Origin of the sequence: Nodosilinea sp. LEGE 07088 (assembly GCF_015207395.1) — a bacterium.
Lineage (GTDB): Bacteria > Cyanobacteriota > Cyanobacteriia > Phormidesmidales > Phormidesmidaceae > Nodosilinea.
Genome location: NZ_JADEWX010000006.1, coordinates 60,853 through 80,739, shown reverse-complemented (window position 1 = coordinate 80,739; position 19,887 = coordinate 60,853). Strand labels below are relative to the sequence as shown.

14 protein-coding genes and 2 pseudogenes are annotated in these 19,887 nt (G+C 55.9%); 10 read left to right on the top strand and 6 right to left on the bottom strand.

Translation table 11 applies throughout. The features are described from left to right. From IQ254_RS03245 to IQ254_RS03230, 4 genes and pseudogenes are all read left to right on the top strand, one after another. Positions 1-163, top strand: a pseudogene (locus IQ254_RS03245) (photosystem II q(b) protein); the annotation flags it as partial. A 140-nt stretch (positions 164-303) separates the two neighbouring features. Further along, entirely contained in the window at positions 304-1,377 is a 1,074-nt protein-coding gene (locus IQ254_RS03240) for a folate-binding protein YgfZ (protein WP_193964309.1), read from the top strand. 185 nt (positions 1,378-1,562) lie between these two features. Next, on the top strand, positions 1,563-2,636 hold the full coding sequence (gene gmd / locus IQ254_RS03235; RefSeq protein WP_193964308.1) for a GDP-mannose 4,6-dehydratase: 1,074 nt from the start codon (positions 1,563-1,565) through the stop codon (positions 2,634-2,636). Between the two features lie 249 nt (positions 2,637-2,885). Further along, entirely contained in the window at positions 2,886-3,401 is a 516-nt protein-coding gene (locus IQ254_RS03230; protein WP_193964307.1) for a DUF2996 domain-containing protein, read from the top strand. Between the two features lie 15 nt (positions 3,402-3,416). On the opposite strand, the pseudogene IQ254_RS33435 reads toward IQ254_RS03230, so the two are convergent. Beyond that, positions 3,417-3,548: pseudogene (locus tag IQ254_RS33435) on the bottom strand (SAM-dependent methyltransferase); the annotation flags it as partial. A 419-nt stretch (positions 3,549-3,967) separates the two neighbouring features. Between IQ254_RS33435 and IQ254_RS03225 the strand changes: the two are divergent. Beyond that, complete coding sequence (locus tag IQ254_RS03225; RefSeq protein ID WP_193964306.1) at positions 3,968-4,174, top strand: hypothetical protein; 207 nt, start codon at positions 3,968-3,970, stop codon at positions 4,172-4,174. Positions 4,175-4,370: 196 nt separating this feature from the next. On the opposite strand, the gene IQ254_RS03220 is transcribed toward IQ254_RS03225, so the two are convergent. Next, the gene (locus IQ254_RS03220) at positions 4,371-5,264 is read right to left on the bottom strand and encodes a DMT family transporter (protein WP_193964305.1); all 894 of its coding nucleotides are present in this window, start codon (positions 5,262-5,264) and stop codon (positions 4,371-4,373) included. Positions 5,265-5,464: 200 nt separating this feature from the next. Between IQ254_RS03220 and groES the strand changes: the two genes are divergently transcribed. Both groES and groL read left to right on the top strand, forming a co-directional pair. Further along, a complete protein-coding gene (gene groES, locus IQ254_RS03215) occupies positions 5,465-5,776 on the top strand; it encodes a co-chaperone GroES (protein ID WP_193964304.1) in 312 nt (103 codons plus the stop codon). Between the two features lie 208 nt (positions 5,777-5,984). Next, positions 5,985-7,616: a chaperonin GroEL gene (groL, locus tag IQ254_RS03210; protein ID WP_193964302.1), complete on the top strand. Its 1,632-nt coding sequence runs from the start codon at positions 5,985-5,987 to the stop codon at positions 7,614-7,616. Positions 7,617-8,179: 563 nt separating this feature from the next. On the opposite strand, the gene IQ254_RS03205 is transcribed toward groL, so the two are convergent. From IQ254_RS03205 to IQ254_RS03190, 4 genes are all read right to left on the bottom strand, one after another. Then, entirely contained in the window at positions 8,180-11,203 is a 3,024-nt protein-coding gene (locus IQ254_RS03205; protein WP_193964300.1) for an EAL domain-containing protein, read from the bottom strand. Next, positions 11,184-11,936, bottom strand: coding sequence for a FecR family protein (locus IQ254_RS03200; protein ID WP_313887355.1), 753 nt, complete (start codon positions 11,934-11,936; stop codon positions 11,184-11,186). Before IQ254_RS03200 ends, IQ254_RS03205 begins: the two co-directional genes overlap by 20 nt. A 697-nt stretch (positions 11,937-12,633) precedes the next feature. Continuing rightward, a complete protein-coding gene (gene glnT / locus IQ254_RS03195) occupies positions 12,634-13,998 on the bottom strand; it encodes a type III glutamate--ammonia ligase (protein ID WP_193964296.1) in 1,365 nt (454 codons plus the stop codon). A 9-nt stretch (positions 13,999-14,007) separates the two neighbouring features. Then, the gene (locus IQ254_RS03190) at positions 14,008-14,739 is read right to left on the bottom strand and encodes a type 1 glutamine amidotransferase (RefSeq protein WP_193964294.1); all 732 of its coding nucleotides are present in this window, start codon (positions 14,737-14,739) and stop codon (positions 14,008-14,010) included. Between the two features lie 368 nt (positions 14,740-15,107). On the opposite strand from IQ254_RS03190, the gene glnT (IQ254_RS03185) reads away from it, so the two are divergent. The 3 genes from glnT (IQ254_RS03185) (at position 15,108) to IQ254_RS03175 (ending at position 19,754) form a co-directional block, all read left to right on the top strand. Further along, a complete protein-coding gene (glnT, locus tag IQ254_RS03185) occupies positions 15,108-16,433 on the top strand; it encodes a type III glutamate--ammonia ligase (protein ID WP_193964292.1) in 1,326 nt (441 codons plus the stop codon). Between the two features lie 394 nt (positions 16,434-16,827). Next, positions 16,828-18,003 (top strand): iron-containing alcohol dehydrogenase, encoded by a 1,176-nt coding sequence (locus IQ254_RS03180; RefSeq protein ID WP_193964290.1) that lies wholly within the window; start codon positions 16,828-16,830, stop codon positions 18,001-18,003. A gap of 350 nt (positions 18,004-18,353) precedes the next feature. Beyond that, entirely contained in the window at positions 18,354-19,754 is a 1,401-nt protein-coding gene (locus IQ254_RS03175; protein WP_193964288.1) for an aldehyde dehydrogenase family protein, read from the top strand. Positions 19,755-19,887: the final 133 nt, after the last annotated feature.

The following is a 19,887-nucleotide window of genomic DNA, read 5'->3' as shown; positions in this document are numbered from 1 at the left end:
CAACTTCAACCAGTCCATCCTTGACTCTCAGGGTCGGGTGATTGGCACTTGGGCGGATGTAATCAACCGGGCCAACCTGGGTATGGAAGTGATGCACGAGCGCAATGCTCACAACTTCCCCCTGGACCTGGCGACGGCTGAGGCTCCTGAAATCATCGGCTAGTCTTGAGCGACTACCCCCTTGATTGACGCGAAAAGAGCGCTCCCCTCGGGGGGCGCTCTTTTTGTGTGGTTTGATCCTCACCGGTTAGAGTCTCAGCTGTGGTTCTAGAATAGAGCTCAGGTCAGAATGGAAGATTAGTGATGCAGACACTCCGAGACTTACAGCAGCGTCAAGGGGCAATCCTAGATGCCGATCTAGAGTTACCTATTACCTTTGGCAACGACACAGAGGCTTTAGACGCGGTTAACAATACCTCGGCTCTAGTCGATCGCAGTCACTGGGGTACCATTCAGATAACGGGTCGCGATCGCCTGCGTTTCATCCACAATCAAACTACCAACACCTTCACCCAGCGTCAGTCTGGGGAGGGCTGCGATACAGTTTTTGTTACCTCTACTGCTCGAACCATTGATTTAGCGACTGTATATGTCGAAGAAGAATCTCTCCTTATTCTTACCTCCCCAGGCCAAGATCAACATTTAATAGACTGGATGGATCGCTATATCTTTCCTGCTGATCAGGTATCTTTGCTCAACCTTACCGAAGAAATAGCGGGTTTTTCGCTGATTGGGCCAGACAGTCTACCTACTCTTAACCGTCTAGGCATCCATCTCAGCCCTGCCTTACCCTACGGACACCACCAATCGATTAGCATCGGTGATATTTCCCTCAAACTGGCAGTAGGCAGTGGTTTAGCTTTACCGGGGTACACCCTTTTTGTAGCTGCCACCGACTCTCCCTCGTTATGGGAGCAACTCGTTAATGTAGGGGCCGTGCCTACTGGAGAGGCGCTATGGCAACAGCTTCGTATTCAGCAGGGTCGCCCAGCGCCGAAAACTGAGCTAAACGAAGACTACAATCCCCTCGAAGCAGGGCTCTGGCAGGCAATTTCCTTTGACAAAGGCTGCTATATCGGTCAGGAGACCATTGCCCGGCTCAATACCTATCAAGGGGTCAAACAGCAGCTATGGGGCGTTGAGCTGAATGACCAGGTAGAAGCTGGTACACCGATGATGCTCGACGGTAACATAGTTGGACGTCTCACCAGCGTAGTCGCCACGCGCCAAGGCTATCGAGGGCTAAGCTACCTGCGGACTAAGGTAGGGAAAGCGGGCCTAGAGGTGGACTTGGGCACAGCTAGAGGCTCGATTGTAGACCTCCCGTTTTTGTCACGAGGTTACCTGAGTTCAAATACTTTAAAAAAGCCGAGGTGAAAAGATTAGGCTGTGATAAAGAGATTGTTTACACGTTCGCGCATTGGGTATTTTAAGCTAGCATCGTCCAAGATTTTAAGCTTTACCTTCTAGGCTTAAACCTAAAAGGCTAGGTGCTCCCGTAGTTTAACCCACCGCTAAAGCAAGACGCATAAGTTAAGTGTTACCCAAGAGATAAATTTCCTATGAGTCAGATCAAACGTGCACTAATTACTGGTGTTACTGGGCAAGACGGTTCTTATCTAACAGAATTACTTTTAGACAAGGGTTACGAGGTTCACGGTATTATTCGCCGTACATCTACATTTAATACCGATCGCATCGATCACGTTTACGTTGACCCCCACAGTGCTGAGGCGCGGCTCTTCCTACACTACGGCGATCTGACCGACGGCACCATGCTGCGGCGTATCTTGGAGCAAGTACAACCCCAGGAGGTCTACAACCTGGGAGCCCAATCCCACGTGAGAGTCAGTTTTGATTCTCCTGAATATACCGTCGACTCTGTAGGGATGGGGACACTACGCCTTTTAGAAGCGATTCGTGACTACCAACAGCGGACAGGCTTAGAAGTGCGCTTTTATCAGGCTGGTTCCTCAGAGATGTTTGGCAAGGTTCAAGAGATTCCCCAGCGGGAAACAACCCCGTTTTATCCCCGCAGTCCCTACGCTTGTGCCAAAGTTTTTGCTCACTGGCAAACTATCAACTATCGCGAATCCTACGACTTGTTCGCTAGCAACGGCATTTTGTTTAACCACGAGTCACCTCGTCGAGGCGAAACGTTTGTAACTCGTAAAATCACCCGCGCAGTTGCCCGCATTGTCGCCGGACAGCAAAAAAAGCTCTACTTAGGTAATCTCGATTCTAAGCGTGACTGGGGCTATGCTAAAGACTACGTCCGCGCCATGTGGCTGATGCTGCAGCAAGACGAACCCGATGACTATGTGGTAGCCACAAACGAAACCCACTCCATTCGTGAATTCTTAGATATTGCCTTTAACCATGTCAACCTCGACTGGAGCAATTACGTCGAGTTTGACCCCCGCTACCTGAGGCCTGCAGAAGTAGAGTTGCTGATTGGTGACTCTACTAAAGCTCGCCAAGCGTTAGGCTGGGAGCCCAGCGTCACCTTTGAGGAACTAGTACACCTGATGGTGGATAGCGATTTGGCAGCGGTGGGTATTCACCATGGCAATGGTTCTAACTCCGACTTTGCAACCCTGCGCCGAGAAATGCCGCACTTGGCTCCTCAGGCTTAAGTAAGGCAATCTCTAACAAGATAAGTCTTAAGCTATGCACTGGTTAATGTTGGCGGTTTGGCGATCTTAACCAGTGCACTCAATACAAGCTCTGGTATCCGGTAGCTTTGCCTACTTTACAACAGGGTGATTTCTAGAGCGAAAAAGTTATGCGATTTAGAAGCATTTACTCTAGTATGGAGAAGAATAACTAGGCGTGTGCTCAGCCCGCTGAGTTGTCCTTCACTATTGTTTTAGGTGTTCTGGTTTATGGCTGACGACAAAACCCCTTCGGCAGAATCTACTCCCGCAGCGACATCAGAGGCGACGACACCATCAACTCCAGATACCGAAGCCGATACAGCTAAGCCAGCTGCGGCCAAGGTGGTTGCTAAGAAGGCAAAACCACCAGCCCTAGAAGACAAACCCTTCAACGAGTTTATTGAACAGCATTTTATCCCGTCCCTAGAGACAGCTCTAAAAGAAAAGGGCCTGGATGATATGCAGCTTACTCTTGACCAGCAGCCCCTAGAGGTTTTTGGGGTTGATGATGGGGAGCGCTACTGGCATGTTAAGGGTAAGTGGCAGCACGGCGATCGCCAGTTTAATATTGCTTTTACCAAAGACGATATTAAAAGTCCCAAGCTGTTTTACTTTGCTGACCAAGGCTCTCAGCCCAGCACGATCGAACAGTTTATGGGGGATGAGCGGAAAATCACGCTGGATTTGATGGTTCACTTTGCCCTACGACGCCTGAACGCACAGAAGTGGCTAGCGCGGAACTGAGCCGATTTGGGCTGCATCTAGCACCCGATAGGGGCAGCGGGCACGGGCTTCGACCTGGCCAAAACCAACACCCACCCACCCACTGCTATGTATTGCTCCCGATAGGCAGAGGGCGCGCAGGCAGTCGTCCTGTTGCAGATAGGGAGGGGTATGGAATGGGATGTATCTCTTTATCGGATGCACTGGAGGCTCTCTTGGCCCTTAGGCTTTAGATACTGGCCTGACAGCGCAAAGATTTAACCATTGTCGTCCAGGTCGCTCTTGCGATAGACGAACTGGCCGTATTATTCTACAAAAACACCAGCTTGCCCTATCGTTCAGCTTGCAAGTAGGCCTATCTTGTCTGGGGAGTAGAGCGATCTTATGCGGTTCAAGTCAGGCCGGTTAGTCGGCCAGGCCGCCTATTGCAACGACCTGTTGCGAAGCACAACAATCTTTATCGGGGCGTAAAGGTTCAGGCGTAGACCTGGCTAGTTAAGATTTCCTTTCAGACAATAGAGCTATGCCCGTTGACCCAGCGAGTCTCTCCTGGTGATGGCTATTCACAATCTTTAAGGATAGATACCATGACAGACCCCAAAGACGTACTTGAACACCTTAAGCACCTCGAAGAGGTCGATACGGTACAGAGCGCAGAATACCGCGAAGAAGCCCAGGAGATATTGGCCGACGATACTATCAGTCTTAAAGTGCGGCGAGAAGTCGCCGATCGCCTCAACCAGGCCAACCACGACCTGGCGCTGCACACCGTCGCCCCCGACGAGAGCTACTAACCCAACCCCTCAGACTTGGTCGGCTATGTAACGTAGCCCGCTGAACATGCGGCCTGATGGTAGCTTTTCAGCGGGTTTTGTCGGGCGGGTTAAGGATCAGCATTTCCGTTCAGGCCCGTGCTTGCCCTGTTCATCTCACCCCCCTGCGGGCGCTGGCGACAATCGTTAGATCGTTTTGGGGGTTCGCGATCGCCCTCTAATCCCCAGGCCGACTGAGCACCACATTCACGCCCAGCAAAATCAACCCCATGCTAGACACCATTGGTACTGTCAATGGCTCGCGAAAAAAGAGCCAGGCCAGCGCCGCAACAAAGATGGGCACCAGGCTATAGACTACGCTAGCGGTACGCGTTGGCCCCACCCGCTGAATGCTGAGGTTAAACAGCAGGTAGGCGATGCTCGAAGCGGCTACGCCCATGTACACAATGGCCAGCAGCGAAGAAAACGACAGCGTGGCAATCTGCTGCCACCAGCGTTCTAAGCAGGCTAAAACCAGCAATTGTCCCACCCCTGCGATAGCGGCGTAGAACGTAATTGTGAGCCCTGAGTAGCGCTGGCTCAGCTGTTTAATCATCAGGGAATACAGAACCCAGCACATTACGGCGCATAGCATCAGGCCATCGCCCCGGTTTAATTCCAGGGTCAGCAGCGTCGTCAAATTTCCTCGCGTCAGCAGGGTTAATACCCCCACCAGAGCTAGCACAATGCCGCCATACTGGCGGCGGGTCAGCCGTTCGCCAATAAATAGAGCCGCCATGATTCCCGTTACCACTGGGTTAAAGGCGTTGATGATGGCGGTATTGGCGGTGGCCGTGTAGCGTAAGCTGCTGAAGAAAAAATAGTGATAACCCACCACTCCAAATAGCCCCAGTAACGCCATCGTGCCCCAGTCTGACCGGGCCACCGTCAGGGCCTTAGCGGGATGGACGCTGCGGCTAATAAACAGCCCCAATACCCCCATCGCAATCATGTAGCGTAGCAGCGAGGTGGTCAATGGCCCTAGATCAACGGTGGTGTATTTGCCGGCCACAAAGCTGCCGGCAAACAAAAAACTGGTGAGAATAGGCAGGAGCACTTTCACATTCGGCATCGATAGTTTCCTCCGGAAAGCTGACCAGTTCGGGAACCCGTACAGAGGGCTTTGTTGCGATCGCACCCCTGCCGTCGTAAATTAGCACTCGGGGCTGGCGAGTGCTAAGCCCTAACTTTCATCTTTGAGTAGTGCGTCCGTAGGGGGCAGGGTTTATCCCCCAAGGCGTTGTTTTAATAGCAAATCCGGAGAAGCATTGTATGGCAGCTATCACTTTGGCGGCATCCAGCGTTAAGCCCCTGGCCGATCGAGTTTTGATTAAAGTAAGTGCGTCCGAAGAGACCACCGCTGGCGGCATTCTGCTTCCTGATACCGCTAAGGAAAAGCCTCAGGTGGGCGAAATTACCGCTGTAGGTCCCGGTAAGTCTGACGACAAAGGCACCCGCCAGGCTATGGAAGTCAAAATTGGTGACAAGGTGCTCTATTCCAAGTATGCCGGTACCGACATCAAGTTGGGCGGTGACGAATTTGTGTTGCTGTCTGAGAAAGATATTCTCGCCGTGCTGGGCTAAAGCAATTTTGGATTTTAGATTTTGGATGAGCAGATTGTAGGGTGGGCACTGCCCACCATTGATTGTGCGACACCGCATTTCGCTGGGTTCTGCTAGCGCTTCACCCAGCCTGCTCCGCTGAATTTCCAGAGTCTGATCTCCTAGTTTCTAAATCCCTTCACTTTTTCGCGTTCACTCCTAACCTTTTCCTTCGGAGAAAATCTGTTCCATGGCTAAACGCATTGTCTACAACGAAAACGCCCGTCGTGCCCTCGAAAAGGGTATGGATATTCTGACTGAGGCCGTGGCCGTTACCCTTGGCCCCAAGGGCCGTAACGTGGTGCTCGAAAAGAAATTTGGCGCGCCTCAAATTGTCAACGACGGCGTCACCATTGCCAAAGAAATTGAGCTCGAAGACAACATCGAAAACACTGGCGTCGCCCTGATTCGTCAGGCCGCTTCTAAAACTAATGATGCTGCTGGTGACGGCACCACCACCGCTACCGTGCTGGCCCACGCCATGGTTAAAGAGGGGATGCGCAACGTGGCTGCCGGGGCCAACGCTATTTCCCTCAAGCGCGGTATCGACAAGGCCACCGCGTTTCTGGTGGACAAAATTGCCGAGCACGCCCGCCCCGTTGGTGACTCTAAGTCTATCGCCCAGGTCGGTTCGATCTCTGCTGGCAACGACGAAGAGGTCGGCGCCATGATTGCCGAAGCCATGGAAAAGGTGGGCCGCGAGGGGGTGATCTCCCTCGAAGAGGGCAAATCTATGACCACCGAACTGGAGGTCACCGAAGGGATGCGCTTTGACAAGGGCTATGTCTCTCCCTACTTTGTCACCGACACTGAACGCATGGAAGCGGTGCTGGATGAGCCCTACATCCTAATTACCGACAAGAAAATTGCCCTGGTGCAGGACCTCGTACCCGTGCTGGAGCAGGTGGCTCGCTCCGGTCGCCCCTTGATCATCATCGCTGAAGATATTGAGAAAGAGGCTCTGGCTACCCTGGTGGTCAACCGTTTGCGCGGTGTGCTGAATGTGGCGGCAGTGAAAGCGCCTGGCTTTGGCGATCGCCGCAAGGCCATGCTCGAAGATATCGCTGTGCTGACCGGCGGCCAGGTGATCAGCGAAGACACCGGCCTCAAGCTCGACAACACCAAGCTGGATATGCTGGGTCAGGCCCGTCGCCTCACCATCACCAAGGACACCACCACCATCGTCGCCGAAGGCAACGAGAAGGATGTGAAGGCCCGCTGCGAGCAGATCCGTCGCCAGATCGACGAAACCGAATCGACCTACGACAAAGAGAAGCTCCAGGAGCGTCTGGCCAAGCTCTCCGGCGGGGTTGCCGTGATCAAAGTCGGGGCCGCCACCGAGACCGAGATGAAGGATCGCAAGCTGCGCCTGGAAGACGCTATCAACGCCACCAAGGCGGCGGTGGAAGAAGGCATCGTCCCCGGTGGTGGTACCACCCTGGCTCACCTGGTGCCCGACCTGACCACCTGGCTGGAGGCAAACCTCACTGCTGAGGAGCATACCGGGGCTGCGATCGTGGCCCGCGCCCTGGCCGCACCCCTGATGCGCATTGCCCAAAACGCTGGCCAAAATGGCGCGGTAATCGCCGAGCGGGTCAAAGAAAAAGACTTCAACGTTGGCTACAACGCCGCCAATGGTGAGTTCGTCGATATGTTTGATGCTGGTATCGTTGACCCTGCCAAGGTCACCCGCTCGGCCCTGCAAAACGCGGCTTCTATCGCGGGCATGGTGCTGACCACCGAGTGCATCGTTGTCGATATGCCCGAACCTAAGGAAGGTGCCCCCGCTGGCGCTGGCATGGGCGGCGACTTCGACTACTAAGTCAGCCTTTAGGTCTCCCCAGAGGCCTGGTTAATGAACTCAAAGCCGTTCTGTTTAAGGGCGGCTTTTTTTATGAAAAAACGGTATAGCTTTGAGACTGATCAGGCAAACATGCAGCGGCTCGAGACCTGGCTGACGCAGATCTCGGCTATAGGGTGGTTAACCACCCCGGCAATTTTTCTACGATGGCCTTTCTAGCCCGATGCCCTTGAGCGTAGTGATGTGCAAGTTCCAGGGCGATTTGAGCAGCAGAAATCTTAGCATGCTTAAACTAAATAACCTCAATTCGGGATAACGCCGTCCCCTCCTCTGGAGGGGTGCCCGGAGGGCGGGGTGGGTCAAAACTGCTACAGAGAGTAATCGGCTCAATACGGTGAAGTTCTGCTGATAGCCTCGATTGACCCACCCCTACCCCTCCCAGGAGGGGACAGTAAGCTTGCTTTAGCAGGAAAATTTCTTATCCCGAACTCAGGTTAAATACCTTCCACTGGGCCGAGTTCGCTTTCCTAATCGGGATGTTTTTGGGGGGAATACGATTGGGGGAGGTCTGGCCAGATATCAGACTATGTCGTAGCCGAGCTGTCTTGGTTGCCAAGGTACTGGCTAAACTGGCTCACACTCAGGGGGCGGCTGAAGAAAAAACCCTGGCCAAACTCGCAGCCCAATTGGTTGAGCGATTCCAGCTGGGGAAACAGCTCAATGCCCTCGGCAATCACTTGAATGTCAAGATGGGCGGCGAGGCGAATGATGGTTTCGACGATGCCGTATTGCTTAGGACTATGATGAATATTGATAATAAAGCTGCGATCGATTTTGAGTATATCAAAGGGTAACTGTTGCAGATAGCCGAGGGATGAGTAGCCTGTGCCAAAATCGTCGATGCTGAGACGAATACCGCGATCGCGCAGGCTTTGCAGCATTGGCACCACCTGCTCGGGGTTCTGAATGACCACTGTTTCGGTGATCTCGAGTTTCAGGTTGCTGGCGGGCAGGTCGCTCTCTGCCAGGGTGCGATCGACCTGGGCAATAAAGTCGGGCTGTAAAAACTGGGTAGCTGACAGATTGACGCTGACCATGGCGTCGCTGGGCAGCAGATTACGCCGTCGCCACCGCTGCATTTGAACGCAGGCCTTAGTGAGTACCCAGCTGCCAATGGCAATCATCAGCCCGGTATTTTCAGCAATGGGGATAAAATCACCGGGAAGCAGCAGTCCTCGGTCGGGGTGAAGCCAGCGCAGCAGGGCTTCACAGCCGATAATTTGACGGGTTTTGAGATTCACAATGGGCTGATAGTGGATTTGAAATTCCTGCCGCTCTAGGGCCATGCGCAGGGCAGTTTCGATTTGGAGCGAGCGGCGCACATCGAGGTGCATGTCGGCCTCAAACAGCATGTAGCCTGCCCGGTTCATTTTTGCCTGGTACATGGCCGTATCGGCATCGCGTAGGATCTCGTCAGGGTGGTTGTAGTGGGGGCCACCGATGACAATGCCAATGCTGGTATTGGTAAAGAGCTGGTGGTCTTGAATAGTCAATGCCTGGGTAAAGCGCTGACGAATGCGCTGAGCCACTGCGATCGCGTCGTTGACCTGGTCGAGGGTAGAGAGCAAAATAGTAAACTCATCACCGCCAAAGCGAGCCACCACATCGGTGGGGCGGATGCATTCTTGCAGAATAGCGGCTACTTGTTTAAGCAATTCATCGCCGACCCAGTGACCAAACGAGTCGTTGATGAGTTTGAAGCGATCGCAGTCTAAAAACAGCACTGCAAACAGCTCGCCTTTTGACTGGCGAAATAGATTGCTGAGGTGCTTAAGGAACTGGCGGCGATTGGGTAACCCTGTCAGCGGGTCGTGCAAGGCCTCGTAGGCGAGCTGATTTTGGGCCAGATGCCGTTCGATAATTTGCTCTTGCAGCGACTGATTGAGCTGCTCGAGTTGGTGAGTACGCTGCTGTACCTTTTCCTCCAGGCTGGTGTTGAGCTGCCGCAGCTGGGCCTCCATGCGCTGGCGATAGGTGATGTCTTCGATCAGCACGATGGCACCTCGAGGCCAGTCTATCGCCATGCTGACCTCGGTAGTGATGGGCTCTAGGCGAATTTCATACCACTGCTGCTGCTGCTGCCGTAGCTGGGTGGGTACCGTCTGCCCCTGGGTTACTGTCGCCCAAATCTGCTCCCAGGCCCCGATCTCAAACCAGGCAGAGAGCGCGCTGGTGGTCAGCATGTCCCCGGCGGTCAGGTTTAACCACTCAGCGGCTAGGGGGTTAACAAACCATACGGTGCCGTCATGGGCGGCGGCGACTAATCCCAGGGGTAGGCTACGGGCAATGGCAGCCTGAATGGCCTGCGATCGCCCTAGCTGCTCAGTCAGCCCGACTAGCTGGGCCACCCCCGACCCGCGATCGCGTCGCAGCCTAGCATCATCGGCTGCGATCGGTCTTGTCTCATCGGGTAGCAGGGTCGAGCCATGGCGATGCTGTAGCGCCAGCGCTAGATGTAGTAGCCATCGGTTTTGCCGCAGCGATTGCTGACTAATGCTCAGGCCACCCACGGTGCCTAACAACAGACCTGGCCCCACCACAGGTAGCCAAAAATTAGTGGTTAGCAGCCCCAGGGCTAACGCCCACCAGGCTATCAGACAGCCACCCACCAACCCTATTTGCTGGGGTAGAGATTCCCCCAGCGATCGACCCCAGAAATGCCACCGTAACCCAATCGCTAGCGCCAGGGCTAGCACTCCCGCCCCACCCCAGGCTAAAGGGACTGGCCTTAACCAGCGGCGGTGCAGAATATTGTCGATCAGGGCTCCATGTAGATATACCCCGCTGGTCGGAGGGTCAATGTCAAAGGGGGTAACCCAGTCGTCTAGACCCAAGGCAGTGGCCCCAATCAGCACGACTTTACCCTCAAAGGCCTGGGGTGGCACTCGACCTTCCAGGACATCCACAAAGGAGTAGGTGGGTAGTCTGGCGGCGGCGGCAGGCCAGTTGACCCCCAGGCGACGATCAAGGGGCGGCAGGGTGACCGCCTGTTGGGTCAAGCTGAGGGCCTCTGCCGCCGCAATAGCAAGAGCTGGCTGGCTACCTACCATAGGCTCAATACTGTAGGGAAAACCTCCCTGGCGCGGCTGCCAAATATGGCCGCTGGCTAGGGCCACGGTGGCCAGGGTAGGGGTGGGGCTCAGGGGATTACCCTGGCGATCCCAGGAGGAGGCCAGGATGACGGCGGAGTGAGCCGCGATCGCCGCAGCTAGGGCATTGTCGTCGGGGCTGACATCGGTGAACAGCAGGTCAAACACAATTACCTGGGGCGGGGCGGTCTCTAACTGCTGTAGGAGCTCAGCGTAGCGACGGCGCGGCCAGGGAAAGGAGCCCAGGGCCACCAGACTGGGGTCGTCAATGGCAATCACCGTTACCTGGTCGGCCCAGGAACGTTGCCCCCGTAGGCGAAACCGCAGCTCTTGCTCAGCTTGCACCAGGGGTGAGAGCAGACCTAACTTACCCAAGCTGACAACGAGGAGACTGGCGATACTCAGCGGCAGCAGCAAGTCTAACCCCCGGCGCAATGGGTTAGAGGAGGTAAATTTCATGGATTTCCTGGCGACCCAGGGGCGTGATCACTACGACCTCGACTCGCAAGCGAGCTGTCGCCAGACGGGTAAAGCGAAACTCACCCAGACGATCGACCGTCTGGGGGTCGCCATCGACAAACACTGTATTCACCGGATCGACCTGGCCAATCAGGGTCACAAAGCGAGTGTTATCTTCCACAAAAACCCGGCGCTCAAATTCCAAGCCCGGATCATCGCGCAAGGGCACAGGTTGAGTAGGTGGTTCACCTGGCAGCATCAAGTTTTGAAACTCAGCTGGTACTGCCACCGACTCCCCAGCTGCAGTCGTTTCTACGGCCCCGGTCAACGTGGCGATCCCCGTTTTACCATCCTCCTGCACGCTAACCCCAAACTCGGTGCCCCTCACCCCGCTGATACCCGCAGGGGTCTCAATCTCAAACTCAGACCCCTGATTAGTAAAACGACGTAACCGGGTACGAACCTGCCCTCGCAGTACGCTGAGGTGAGTGATACGCCCTCCGTCAGCGGCCATGCTGAGGGCACGAATGCGAAACTCGGTGCGCTCAGATACGTCTAAAAAACCAACGTCAGTATCGACTTCTAATACCGCTGACGATCGCCTACCTGTACGCAATCCGTCACCTACGGCACTCAGACGATTGCCCACTATCGCTGAGTTCGCACCATTAGAGCGCAGCAGTTGAACATCTCCGTGCGTCTGGCGCACCGCTAGCCCTCGATCTACCCGCACGGAGACGGCGATAGCTCTTATTGATACTCCGACTGCCGCAATAATACTGAGTACGCATAGGGCTGAGTACACCCACTTCCAAAAAGGATGCCTGAATCCGCTTTTCTTTTGCTTGAGTAAAATCATTTTTTAACGCGATCTGCTGTAATCAGCAAATCAGTACAGATTTTTACCATAAAAAAATTGTAGCGCCTTTCTAATTTAAGGGTGATTGAGCAACCGTTAGCGATATGGAGGCTTCAACCCTTGTAGCAGCTCGGGCTATTATCATCTCGCATTAAAGGGCCTTATAGGCTGGTCAGGGCTGGGCAGATGGCTCAACTGACACTGGGTGGTTGTATCAATTGTAACATGACCCCTTGGCGGCCATTGACCTCGATTGCAGCCTTTGGTGTCACCTGTAGCCAGTTGGACATTCAGAACTAAGTGTCAAAAAAAGAACGATTGCCCCGGCACAGGCTATGTGCTTCTTTGTACCGCCTGCACACGCAGGGGCTATTGACAATGGTAGGCTTGGTCTCCAGGTATAGCCATCGCAGATTGGTTAGGACATTTTCTAGCCTGCTCCTGAGCGATCGCTACCGTGTGCCGTCCCAGATTTTGCCGGTGTCCTAAGCACTGCCTGACGCTGCGCCGTGGGTCACCCTTAGGAGAAAATCCTCCTATTTTCTTAGCAGCGCAGTAGCCAGCGCCAGCGCTAGAAAAATTTTAGATAGCGCTGCAGCTCCCAATCAGAGACGTGGCTGTGGTATTCCTCCCACTCCTGGGTTTTGAAGTCGATGTAGGTTTGATACATCAGTGGGCCCATCACAGCCTTGCTGAGGGGGTCAGCGGCAAAGGCCTCCACCGCTTCGCCCAGGGTGCGGGGCAGGGTATCAATGCCCATAGCCGTCAATTCTGCCAGAGAATAGGTATACATGTTTTCGGTGTGGGGCGCGCCGGGGTCTAGGCCTTCGCGAATGCCCTCTAGACCAGCGGCTAAGATCATCGCCGCCCCCAGGTATAGATTGGTGGAGATATCGGCGGCACGACACTCGACTCGCCCGCCCCCCATGGGAATGCGCAGCATATTGGTGCGATTGTTGTTGCCGTAGCACACGTACACGGGTGCCCAGGTAAAGCCTGACATACTGCCCTGGCGCACCAGCCGCTTGTAGCTGTTGACCGTGGGGCAGGTGACCGCCACGATCGCCTTAGCGTGCCGCAGTACCCCGGCAATAAACTGGTAGCCCAGCCTTGATAGACCGCAGGGGTCGGTAGAATCCTCAAACAGATTTTTGCCGGTGTCTAAAGCCGCTAGCGACATGTTGTAATGGGCACCGCTGCCGGTTTGGTTGGCGTAGGGCTTGGGCATAAAGCTGGCAAAGTAGCCTTGGGCGCGGGCCAGTTCTTTCACCATCAGCCGAAAGAAGGTGAGGCGATCGGCCATGGTCAGGGCATCGCAGTAGGTAAAGTCGGTTTCAAACTGGCCCTGGGCGTCTTCATGGTCAAAGGAGTACACATCCCAGCCCAGGCCGTTCATGGCGCTGACGATGGTGTCGAGGATCTTGTAATTGTCCAGCACCGTGGGGATGGCGTAGGCAGCTTTGGCCTGGGTGTCGCGATCGCTCACCGGCCCAAACCCAGCTTCGGTATCTTTCAGAATAAAGAACTCGGTTTCAATCCCCAGGTTGAACCGGTAGCCCATCGCCGCCGCCTGGTCCAGTGTCCGCTTGAGAATGGTGCGGCAGCAGGCCTCAAAGGGCTGACCCCCCAGGTGTAAATCACTGGCAAACCAGACTACTTCAGGATTCCAGGGCAGCACCGTGGCGCTGGCGGGGTCGGGCATGGTGCCCACTTCGTCGTCGTTAATTTCCTGGGGTACGCCGTCGAGGGCCGCGCCGGTAAACAGCTCTGAGCCCTGCATCATGCGATCGAAGTGGCTCAGGGGTACAACTTTGCCCTTGCACAGGCCGTGAATATCCACAAAGCTGGCCAGGGCGTATTTCACTCCCTGTTGTTCCAAGCTGTGCTGCAAGGCTTGTAGATCGAGGGAAAGGGGATGGATTTCTGGATAAGCCATGGCCAAACTCTATGGGTGGAGTGATACGGTTCGCGCCGAGGCCACGACCTGGTCATACCAGGCGTCGGCTAGCTTCTCAGTGAACTGGGCCGAATTACCCCAGTGCCTCACGAGCTGCTCTCGCAGTTGTTCAAACAGGTGGGGATAGTTGGCCTCGATCCAGTCGGTTTTAAACGCCATCCAGTTCATCACAATTTCGGGGGTGACCTCGGGATGGAACTGTAAGCCGTAGACATTGCTGCCAATGCGAAAAGCCTGATTGCGGCATAGATCGTTGGTCAGCAACCGCTGAGCCCCGGCGGGCAAATCAAAGGTGTCAAAGTGCCATTGCATCATCGGTAGGCCAGGCGGATAGTCGCGCAACCAAGCTTCGGTGGCCGATCCGGGTGTTTCTACCGGAAATAGGGACGTAAAGCCTAGCTCTGGCACTTCATTTTGGTAGACACGGCTGCCAAAGGCGCGGGCAATGAGCTGCGCCCCCAGGCAAATGCCCAATATGGGCTTACCTTCCCAATGAAATTGCTGAATCAGACTGACGACTTGTGCTAGGTGAGGGAAGTTGTCATCGTCGCAGGCATTCATGGGCCCGCCCAATACAATCAGACCGTGGTAAGTGCCCTGGGGCGGGGTCAGTTGTTTGGCGATCAGCCAGGTGTGCAGGTTGGCCCCTTTGACTTGTAGATATCGCCCCAGAATGCCAACCGGGTCTGCCTCAACGCTTTGCACCACCAAAATATCCATGAGCTTTGCGGTAGGTAGTTAGGGAACAATCCGAGGTTGCGATCGCGGCCCAACTCGGTCAAATAGCCGCTGAGCAGGGCACTTAAATGAGCTATGGCAGAACTTGTTATATCAAGTTATCTCAGAGTTTTTCGAGAATGGCAAATAATTCCCTGAAATAATGACCTTTGTCCTAGGACTTTTGTCCTACAGGGCCAGGCTCTCCCGATGGATTACAGAGCTGTGTCAAGCGAGTGATTTGCCGAATCCAAGCAGGGTTGAGAGTTTAGCTGAGCCTTCCTAGCCGGCCCCGACCCAGCCGTATCTCTAGCTACAAAAGCGACCCTATCAGCCTGGTTTACTAGGCTGAAACTCTCGGAGTCGTTCCCATGGTCGGTACATTAGCGCAGACTCAGAGCCTGGCCGAAAAAGCCAAGGCCCTCGGTATCAAGTTTTTCTTGGTGTCTTACACCGATTTGCTGGGGGGCACAAGGGCCAAGCTAGTGCCTGCTGCTCAGATCGCCCCAGTGGAGAAAGACGGCGCATTTTTCTGCTCCTTTGCGTCGAATCTGGGGCTAGGCCCAGAGGCGGCAGAGATTGCCGTAGTACCCGACCCCGATTCGCTGATTCAGCTGCCCTGGGAGCCCACAGTGGGCTGGGTCGCCAGCGACGTGTACTACGAGGGCGAACCCTTCCCCGCTGCCCCGCGAATGATGTTGAACCGAGCAATTGACCAGGCTGCCGCGCTGGGTTATAGCCTCAAGACTGGGGTTGAGGCAGAGTTCTTTTTGCTGCGTAAAACGGAAACGGGCTATGCGATCGCCGACTCCAAAGACACCGCCGAGCGCCCCTGCTACGACCAGCTCAACCTGATGCGCCAGTTTGACCTGATTTCCACCGTGGTCACCTACATGGAAGACCTCGGTTGGGAGCCCTACCAGTGCGACCACGAAGACGCCAACGGCCAGTTTGAGCTCAACTGGACCTATAGCGATGCCAAGACAACCTGCGATCGCCATGTGTTCTTTAAGTACATGATCAAAACCCTGGCCGAGCAGCGCGGCTTTATTGCCACCTTTATGCCCAAACCCTTTAGCCACATTACCGGCAACGGTGGCCATGTGCACAATAGCCTCTGGCAGGGCGACAGCAATATCTTTGCTGTCGGTGCCGATGCGGGTGGCCTATCCCCCATTGGCTACCACTTTCTCGGCGGTGTCCTGGCCCACGGCAAAGGCCTGGCCGCCCTCTGCGCCCCCACGGTCAACTCCTACCGCCGCCTGGGAGCCAGCAGTACCGCCTCCGGCAGCACCTGGAGCCCCCGCTACATCTCCTACGGCGGCAACAACCGCTCCCACCTGATTCGCATTCCCGACAGGGGCCGCTTCGAGTGCCGCATGATCGACGGTGCCGTCAACCTCTACCTGGCCACCGCTGGCATTCTCGCCGCTGGCCTCGACGGCATCAAAACCCAGGCCGACCCAGGCGATCGCATCGACGAAAACCTGTTTGCCCGCGGCGACGAGTTCCCCAATCTGCAAACCCTGCCCAAGAACCTCTACGAGGCCGTGGAAGCCCTCAAGCAAGACCCCCTGCTGATGGACATGATGGGCGACCTCGGCGCCAAAACCTTCCTCGAAATGAAAGCCAAGGAATGGGATGCCTTTAATGCCCAAATCACCGATTGGGAAATGAACCAGTATGTGAATATCTAGGGGGTTGGCGAGGCAAAAGTCGTTTCCCCAACATTGAAAGGTGGGCATTGCCCACCCTACGACAGCTACGACAGCTATGGCAGCCGCAAAGAAGGACAGGTTAATTGGCAGAACAGGGGTTTAAACCGATGATCGATCGCTCCTTTCCGTGAGGTGAAGGACGACGGAACGTCCTTCTCGATGGGGGTCTGGGGCCAGCGAAATGGCCCCGGCGGCAGGCTCGGCTTTTAGAACAGCATTTTGCGCCGCTCTGTTTGGCCCAATCGGCGATCGCACAATTTTCTGCCTCGGGTCGCGCCATCAAGATCACTTGCAACGCCTAGGACTCTGACCGCTTGACCCAAGCTACGGGGTCACTTATTCGACTCATCATCAATTTTCTCCATCAACCCCTATGCTCCACACTTATAACTTCCCTACCCGCATTCGCTTTGGCCCCGGGGCGCGCCACGAACTCACCGCCGAACTTACCGCCCTGGGCATCCAGCGCGTGCTGATCGTCACCGACAAAGATGTCGCCCAACTCCCCTGGTTCCCAGAACTAGAAGCCATCCTCGCCGCTTACCATGCCGCCACCTTCAGCGGCGTCTGGGGCAACCCAGTGGTCTCCCAGGTCAAGGCCGGGGTAGACGCCTGGAAAGCCTCTGGGGCCAACGGCATTGTGGCCGTCGGCGGTGGTGCGCCGATGGATGTGGCCAAGGCGATCGCGCTGATGGCCAACCACCCTGGCCACCTGTTCGACTACGAAGACGGCAACAGCACCCGCCCGATCGATCAGCCGATTCCGCCCATTATTGCTCTGCCCACCACGGCGGGCACCGGCAGTGAGGTGGGCCGCAGCGCGGTGATTTCGGATGACAATACCCACGCTAAGAAAATCATGTTTGACCCGCAGCTGCTGCCAAGGGTAGTGCTGGCTGACCCGGAGTTGCTGCTGGGGCTACCGGCTAAGATTACCGCCGCCACGGGTATGGATGCGCTGACTCATCTGGTCGAGGCGTTTCTGGCTAGGGGCTTCAACCCACTCTGCGACGGCATTGCGCTGGAGGGCATTCACCTAGTCGCGCAGAATTTGAAGTCGTGCGTGGAGTTTGCTGAGCGATCGCGGGCGGGGGAAAGTTTTGATGAGGCAACGGAGGCGGCTCACCTGGCGGCTCGGGGCGGCATGCTGAATGCGTCGATGATGGGGGCGATCGCATTTCAAAAGGGGCTGGGCGTTACCCATTCCTGTGCCCACGCGCTTTCGACGGTGTACGACACTCACCACGGCCTGGCGAATGGCATTATGCTACCGGCGGCGATGCGGTTTAATCTCTCGGCGGAGCCGGAGCGGTTTTTGCGGCTGGCGCGGGTGGTGAAGCCGGGGGCGGTGAGTGGGCAGGAGTTTGTGGATTGGATTGTGGCGCTGTCGGAGTCGATTGGGATTCCGGCGTCGCTGGGGGCTTTGGGGGTGAAGCCGGATGGGCTTGAGCCGCTGGTGGCGGTGGCGATTAAGGATGGGTGTCATCCGCTGAACCCTCGTCCGGTGGCGGCGGAGGATTTTTACGCCATCTACCAGGATGCGTTCTGATGTCTGTCCCCTCTTGGGAGGGGCTAGGGGTGGGTTGGATTTACGCCATAACCAACCGCCGCTGCGAAAGTCTTTGAACAAAGCCAGACCTGCCGCTGGGGACATTTCGATTGTCCCCAGACCCCCGCTCCGCACGTCCTTCGGCCTACGACCAGGGCCGTGCCGCCGCCCTGGACCCAACGGAAAGGATGGATCGATCATCGGTTTAAACCTCTGTTTTGCCAATCGACCTGTCCCTCTCTGCGATGAATCTAGAGCCGCCGTAGGGTGGGCATTGCCCACCACTCACCCCAACCTAAAACAGATCCATTAATTGGCCTCACCCACTACTTTTAGAACTTCCTATCACCATGGCTGACGTTCTCTCTGTTATCAACCCCGCTACCGAAGCCCTAATTCAGGAGGTGCCCGTGGACGACGGAGCTGCGGTTGCCCAAAAATTTAAGCAGGCAAAGCAGGTGCAGCCGGGGTGGGCGGCATCGTCTCCGGCAGATCGCATCAAGTCCGTGCTGCGGTTTCGGGAGCTGCTGATCGAACGGGCTGATTCCCTTGCGGCACTGCTCACATCAGAAACGGGTAAGCCGATTACCCAGGCTCGCAGCGAAATTCTGGCGGTGCCAGCGCGGATTGATTTTTTTGTGGAAAATGCGGCTCAGGTGCTGGCTCCTGATCGCGTCTACTACGAGCCAGCCAGCGCACTGCCGGGCATGGGCATGCTGGAGGAGGTGATTGGCTACGATCCGCTGGGGGTGGTGGCGAATATCTCGGCGTGGAACTATCCGTACTTTGTCGGGGGCAATGTGTTCATCCCCGCCCTGCTGATGGGCAATGCGGTGCTGTATAAGCCGTCGGAGTTTGCGACGCTGACCGGGGGGGCGATCGCCTCTCTCCTCCATGAATCCGGTATTCCAAAAGATATCTTCATCCCAGTGATCGGCTCTGGCCTTACGGGTGCGGCCCTATTAGAGCAGCCCATCGACGGCATCTTTTTCACTGGCTCCTACGCTACGGGGCAAAAGATCGCCGTGGCGGCGGCTCCCAAGCTAATCCGCACTCAGCTGGAACTGGGCGGCAAAGACCCGGCCTACGTCTGCCCCGATGCCGATGTGGCGGTAGCGGCGGCGGGTTTGGCAGACGGAGCCTTTTACAACAACGGTCAGAGCTGCTGTGCGATCGAGCGCATCTACGTCCACACCGATGTCTATGACGAATTCTTAGCAGCTTTTATGGAAACGGTGCGAGGATTTACCCTGGGCGATCCGACTGATGCAGCCACCTACCTCGGTCCGGTGAGCCGTAAACCCCAGCTAGATGTTCTCGCGAATCAGGTGGCGGATGCTGTGGCAAAGGGAGCCACACTCCTCTGCGGTGGAGAAAGACCCGATCGCCCCGGCTGGTACTTTGCCCCCACGGTACTCACCGAGGTCAACCACACCATGACCGTCATGCAGGAGGAGAGTTTCGGTCCCGTCATCGGCATTCAGCGGGTGGCCAGCGATGAGGAGGCGACCAAGCTCATGCAGGACACGCCCTACGGACTGACGGCGGCAGTGTATGGGACGGATCGCGATCGCGCCGTTGCCATCCTGGGCCAGCTCAAGACCGGCAGTGCGTACTGGAACTGCTGCGATCGCGTCAGCCCCCGCCTGCCCTGGAGCGGTCGCGGCCACTCGGGTCTGGGCGCGACCCTCTCGCTGGCGGGAATGTACACGTTCTTACAACCCCGCGCCTGGCACCTGCGGCGATTTTAGAGTTTGGATTTTAGATTTTAGAGATTGGTTGCAAAGGGCCAAGTCTGCTTACGGTTTGATAATAAATCCAAAATCGCCAATCCAAAATCTAAAATTGCACCGGGTTCGGCCCTCGCCCTACCCGGCGGGCGGC

Coding starts and splice junctions, on each gene's coding strand:
- IQ254_RS03240 (WP_193964309.1), top strand. CDS start 304: ATGCAGACACTCCGAGACTTACAGCAGCGTCAAGGGGCAATCCTAGAT.
- gmd (WP_193964308.1), top strand. CDS start 1,563: ATGAGTCAGATCAAACGTGCACTAATTACTGGTGTTACTGGGCAAGAC.
- IQ254_RS03230 (WP_193964307.1), top strand. CDS start 2,886: ATGGCTGACGACAAAACCCCTTCGGCAGAATCTACTCCCGCAGCGACA.
- IQ254_RS03225 (WP_193964306.1), top strand. CDS start 3,968: ATGACAGACCCCAAAGACGTACTTGAACACCTTAAGCACCTCGAAGAG.
- IQ254_RS03220 (WP_193964305.1), bottom strand. CDS start 5,264: ATGCCGAATGTGAAAGTGCTCCTGCCTATTCTCACCAGTTTTTTGTTT.
- groES (WP_193964304.1), top strand. CDS start 5,465: ATGGCAGCTATCACTTTGGCGGCATCCAGCGTTAAGCCCCTGGCCGAT.
- groL (WP_193964302.1), top strand. CDS start 5,985: ATGGCTAAACGCATTGTCTACAACGAAAACGCCCGTCGTGCCCTCGAA.
- IQ254_RS03205 (WP_193964300.1), bottom strand. CDS start 11,203: ATGAAATTTACCTCCTCTAACCCATTGCGCCGGGGGTTAGACTTGCTG.
- glnT (WP_193964296.1), bottom strand. CDS start 13,998: ATGGCTTATCCAGAAATCCATCCCCTTTCCCTCGATCTACAAGCCTTG.
- IQ254_RS03190 (WP_193964294.1), bottom strand. CDS start 14,739: ATGGATATTTTGGTGGTGCAAAGCGTTGAGGCAGACCCGGTTGGCATT.
- glnT (WP_193964292.1), top strand. CDS start 15,108: ATGGTCGGTACATTAGCGCAGACTCAGAGCCTGGCCGAAAAAGCCAAG.
- IQ254_RS03180 (WP_193964290.1), top strand. CDS start 16,828: ATGCTCCACACTTATAACTTCCCTACCCGCATTCGCTTTGGCCCCGGG.
- IQ254_RS03175 (WP_193964288.1), top strand. CDS start 18,354: ATGGCTGACGTTCTCTCTGTTATCAACCCCGCTACCGAAGCCCTAATT.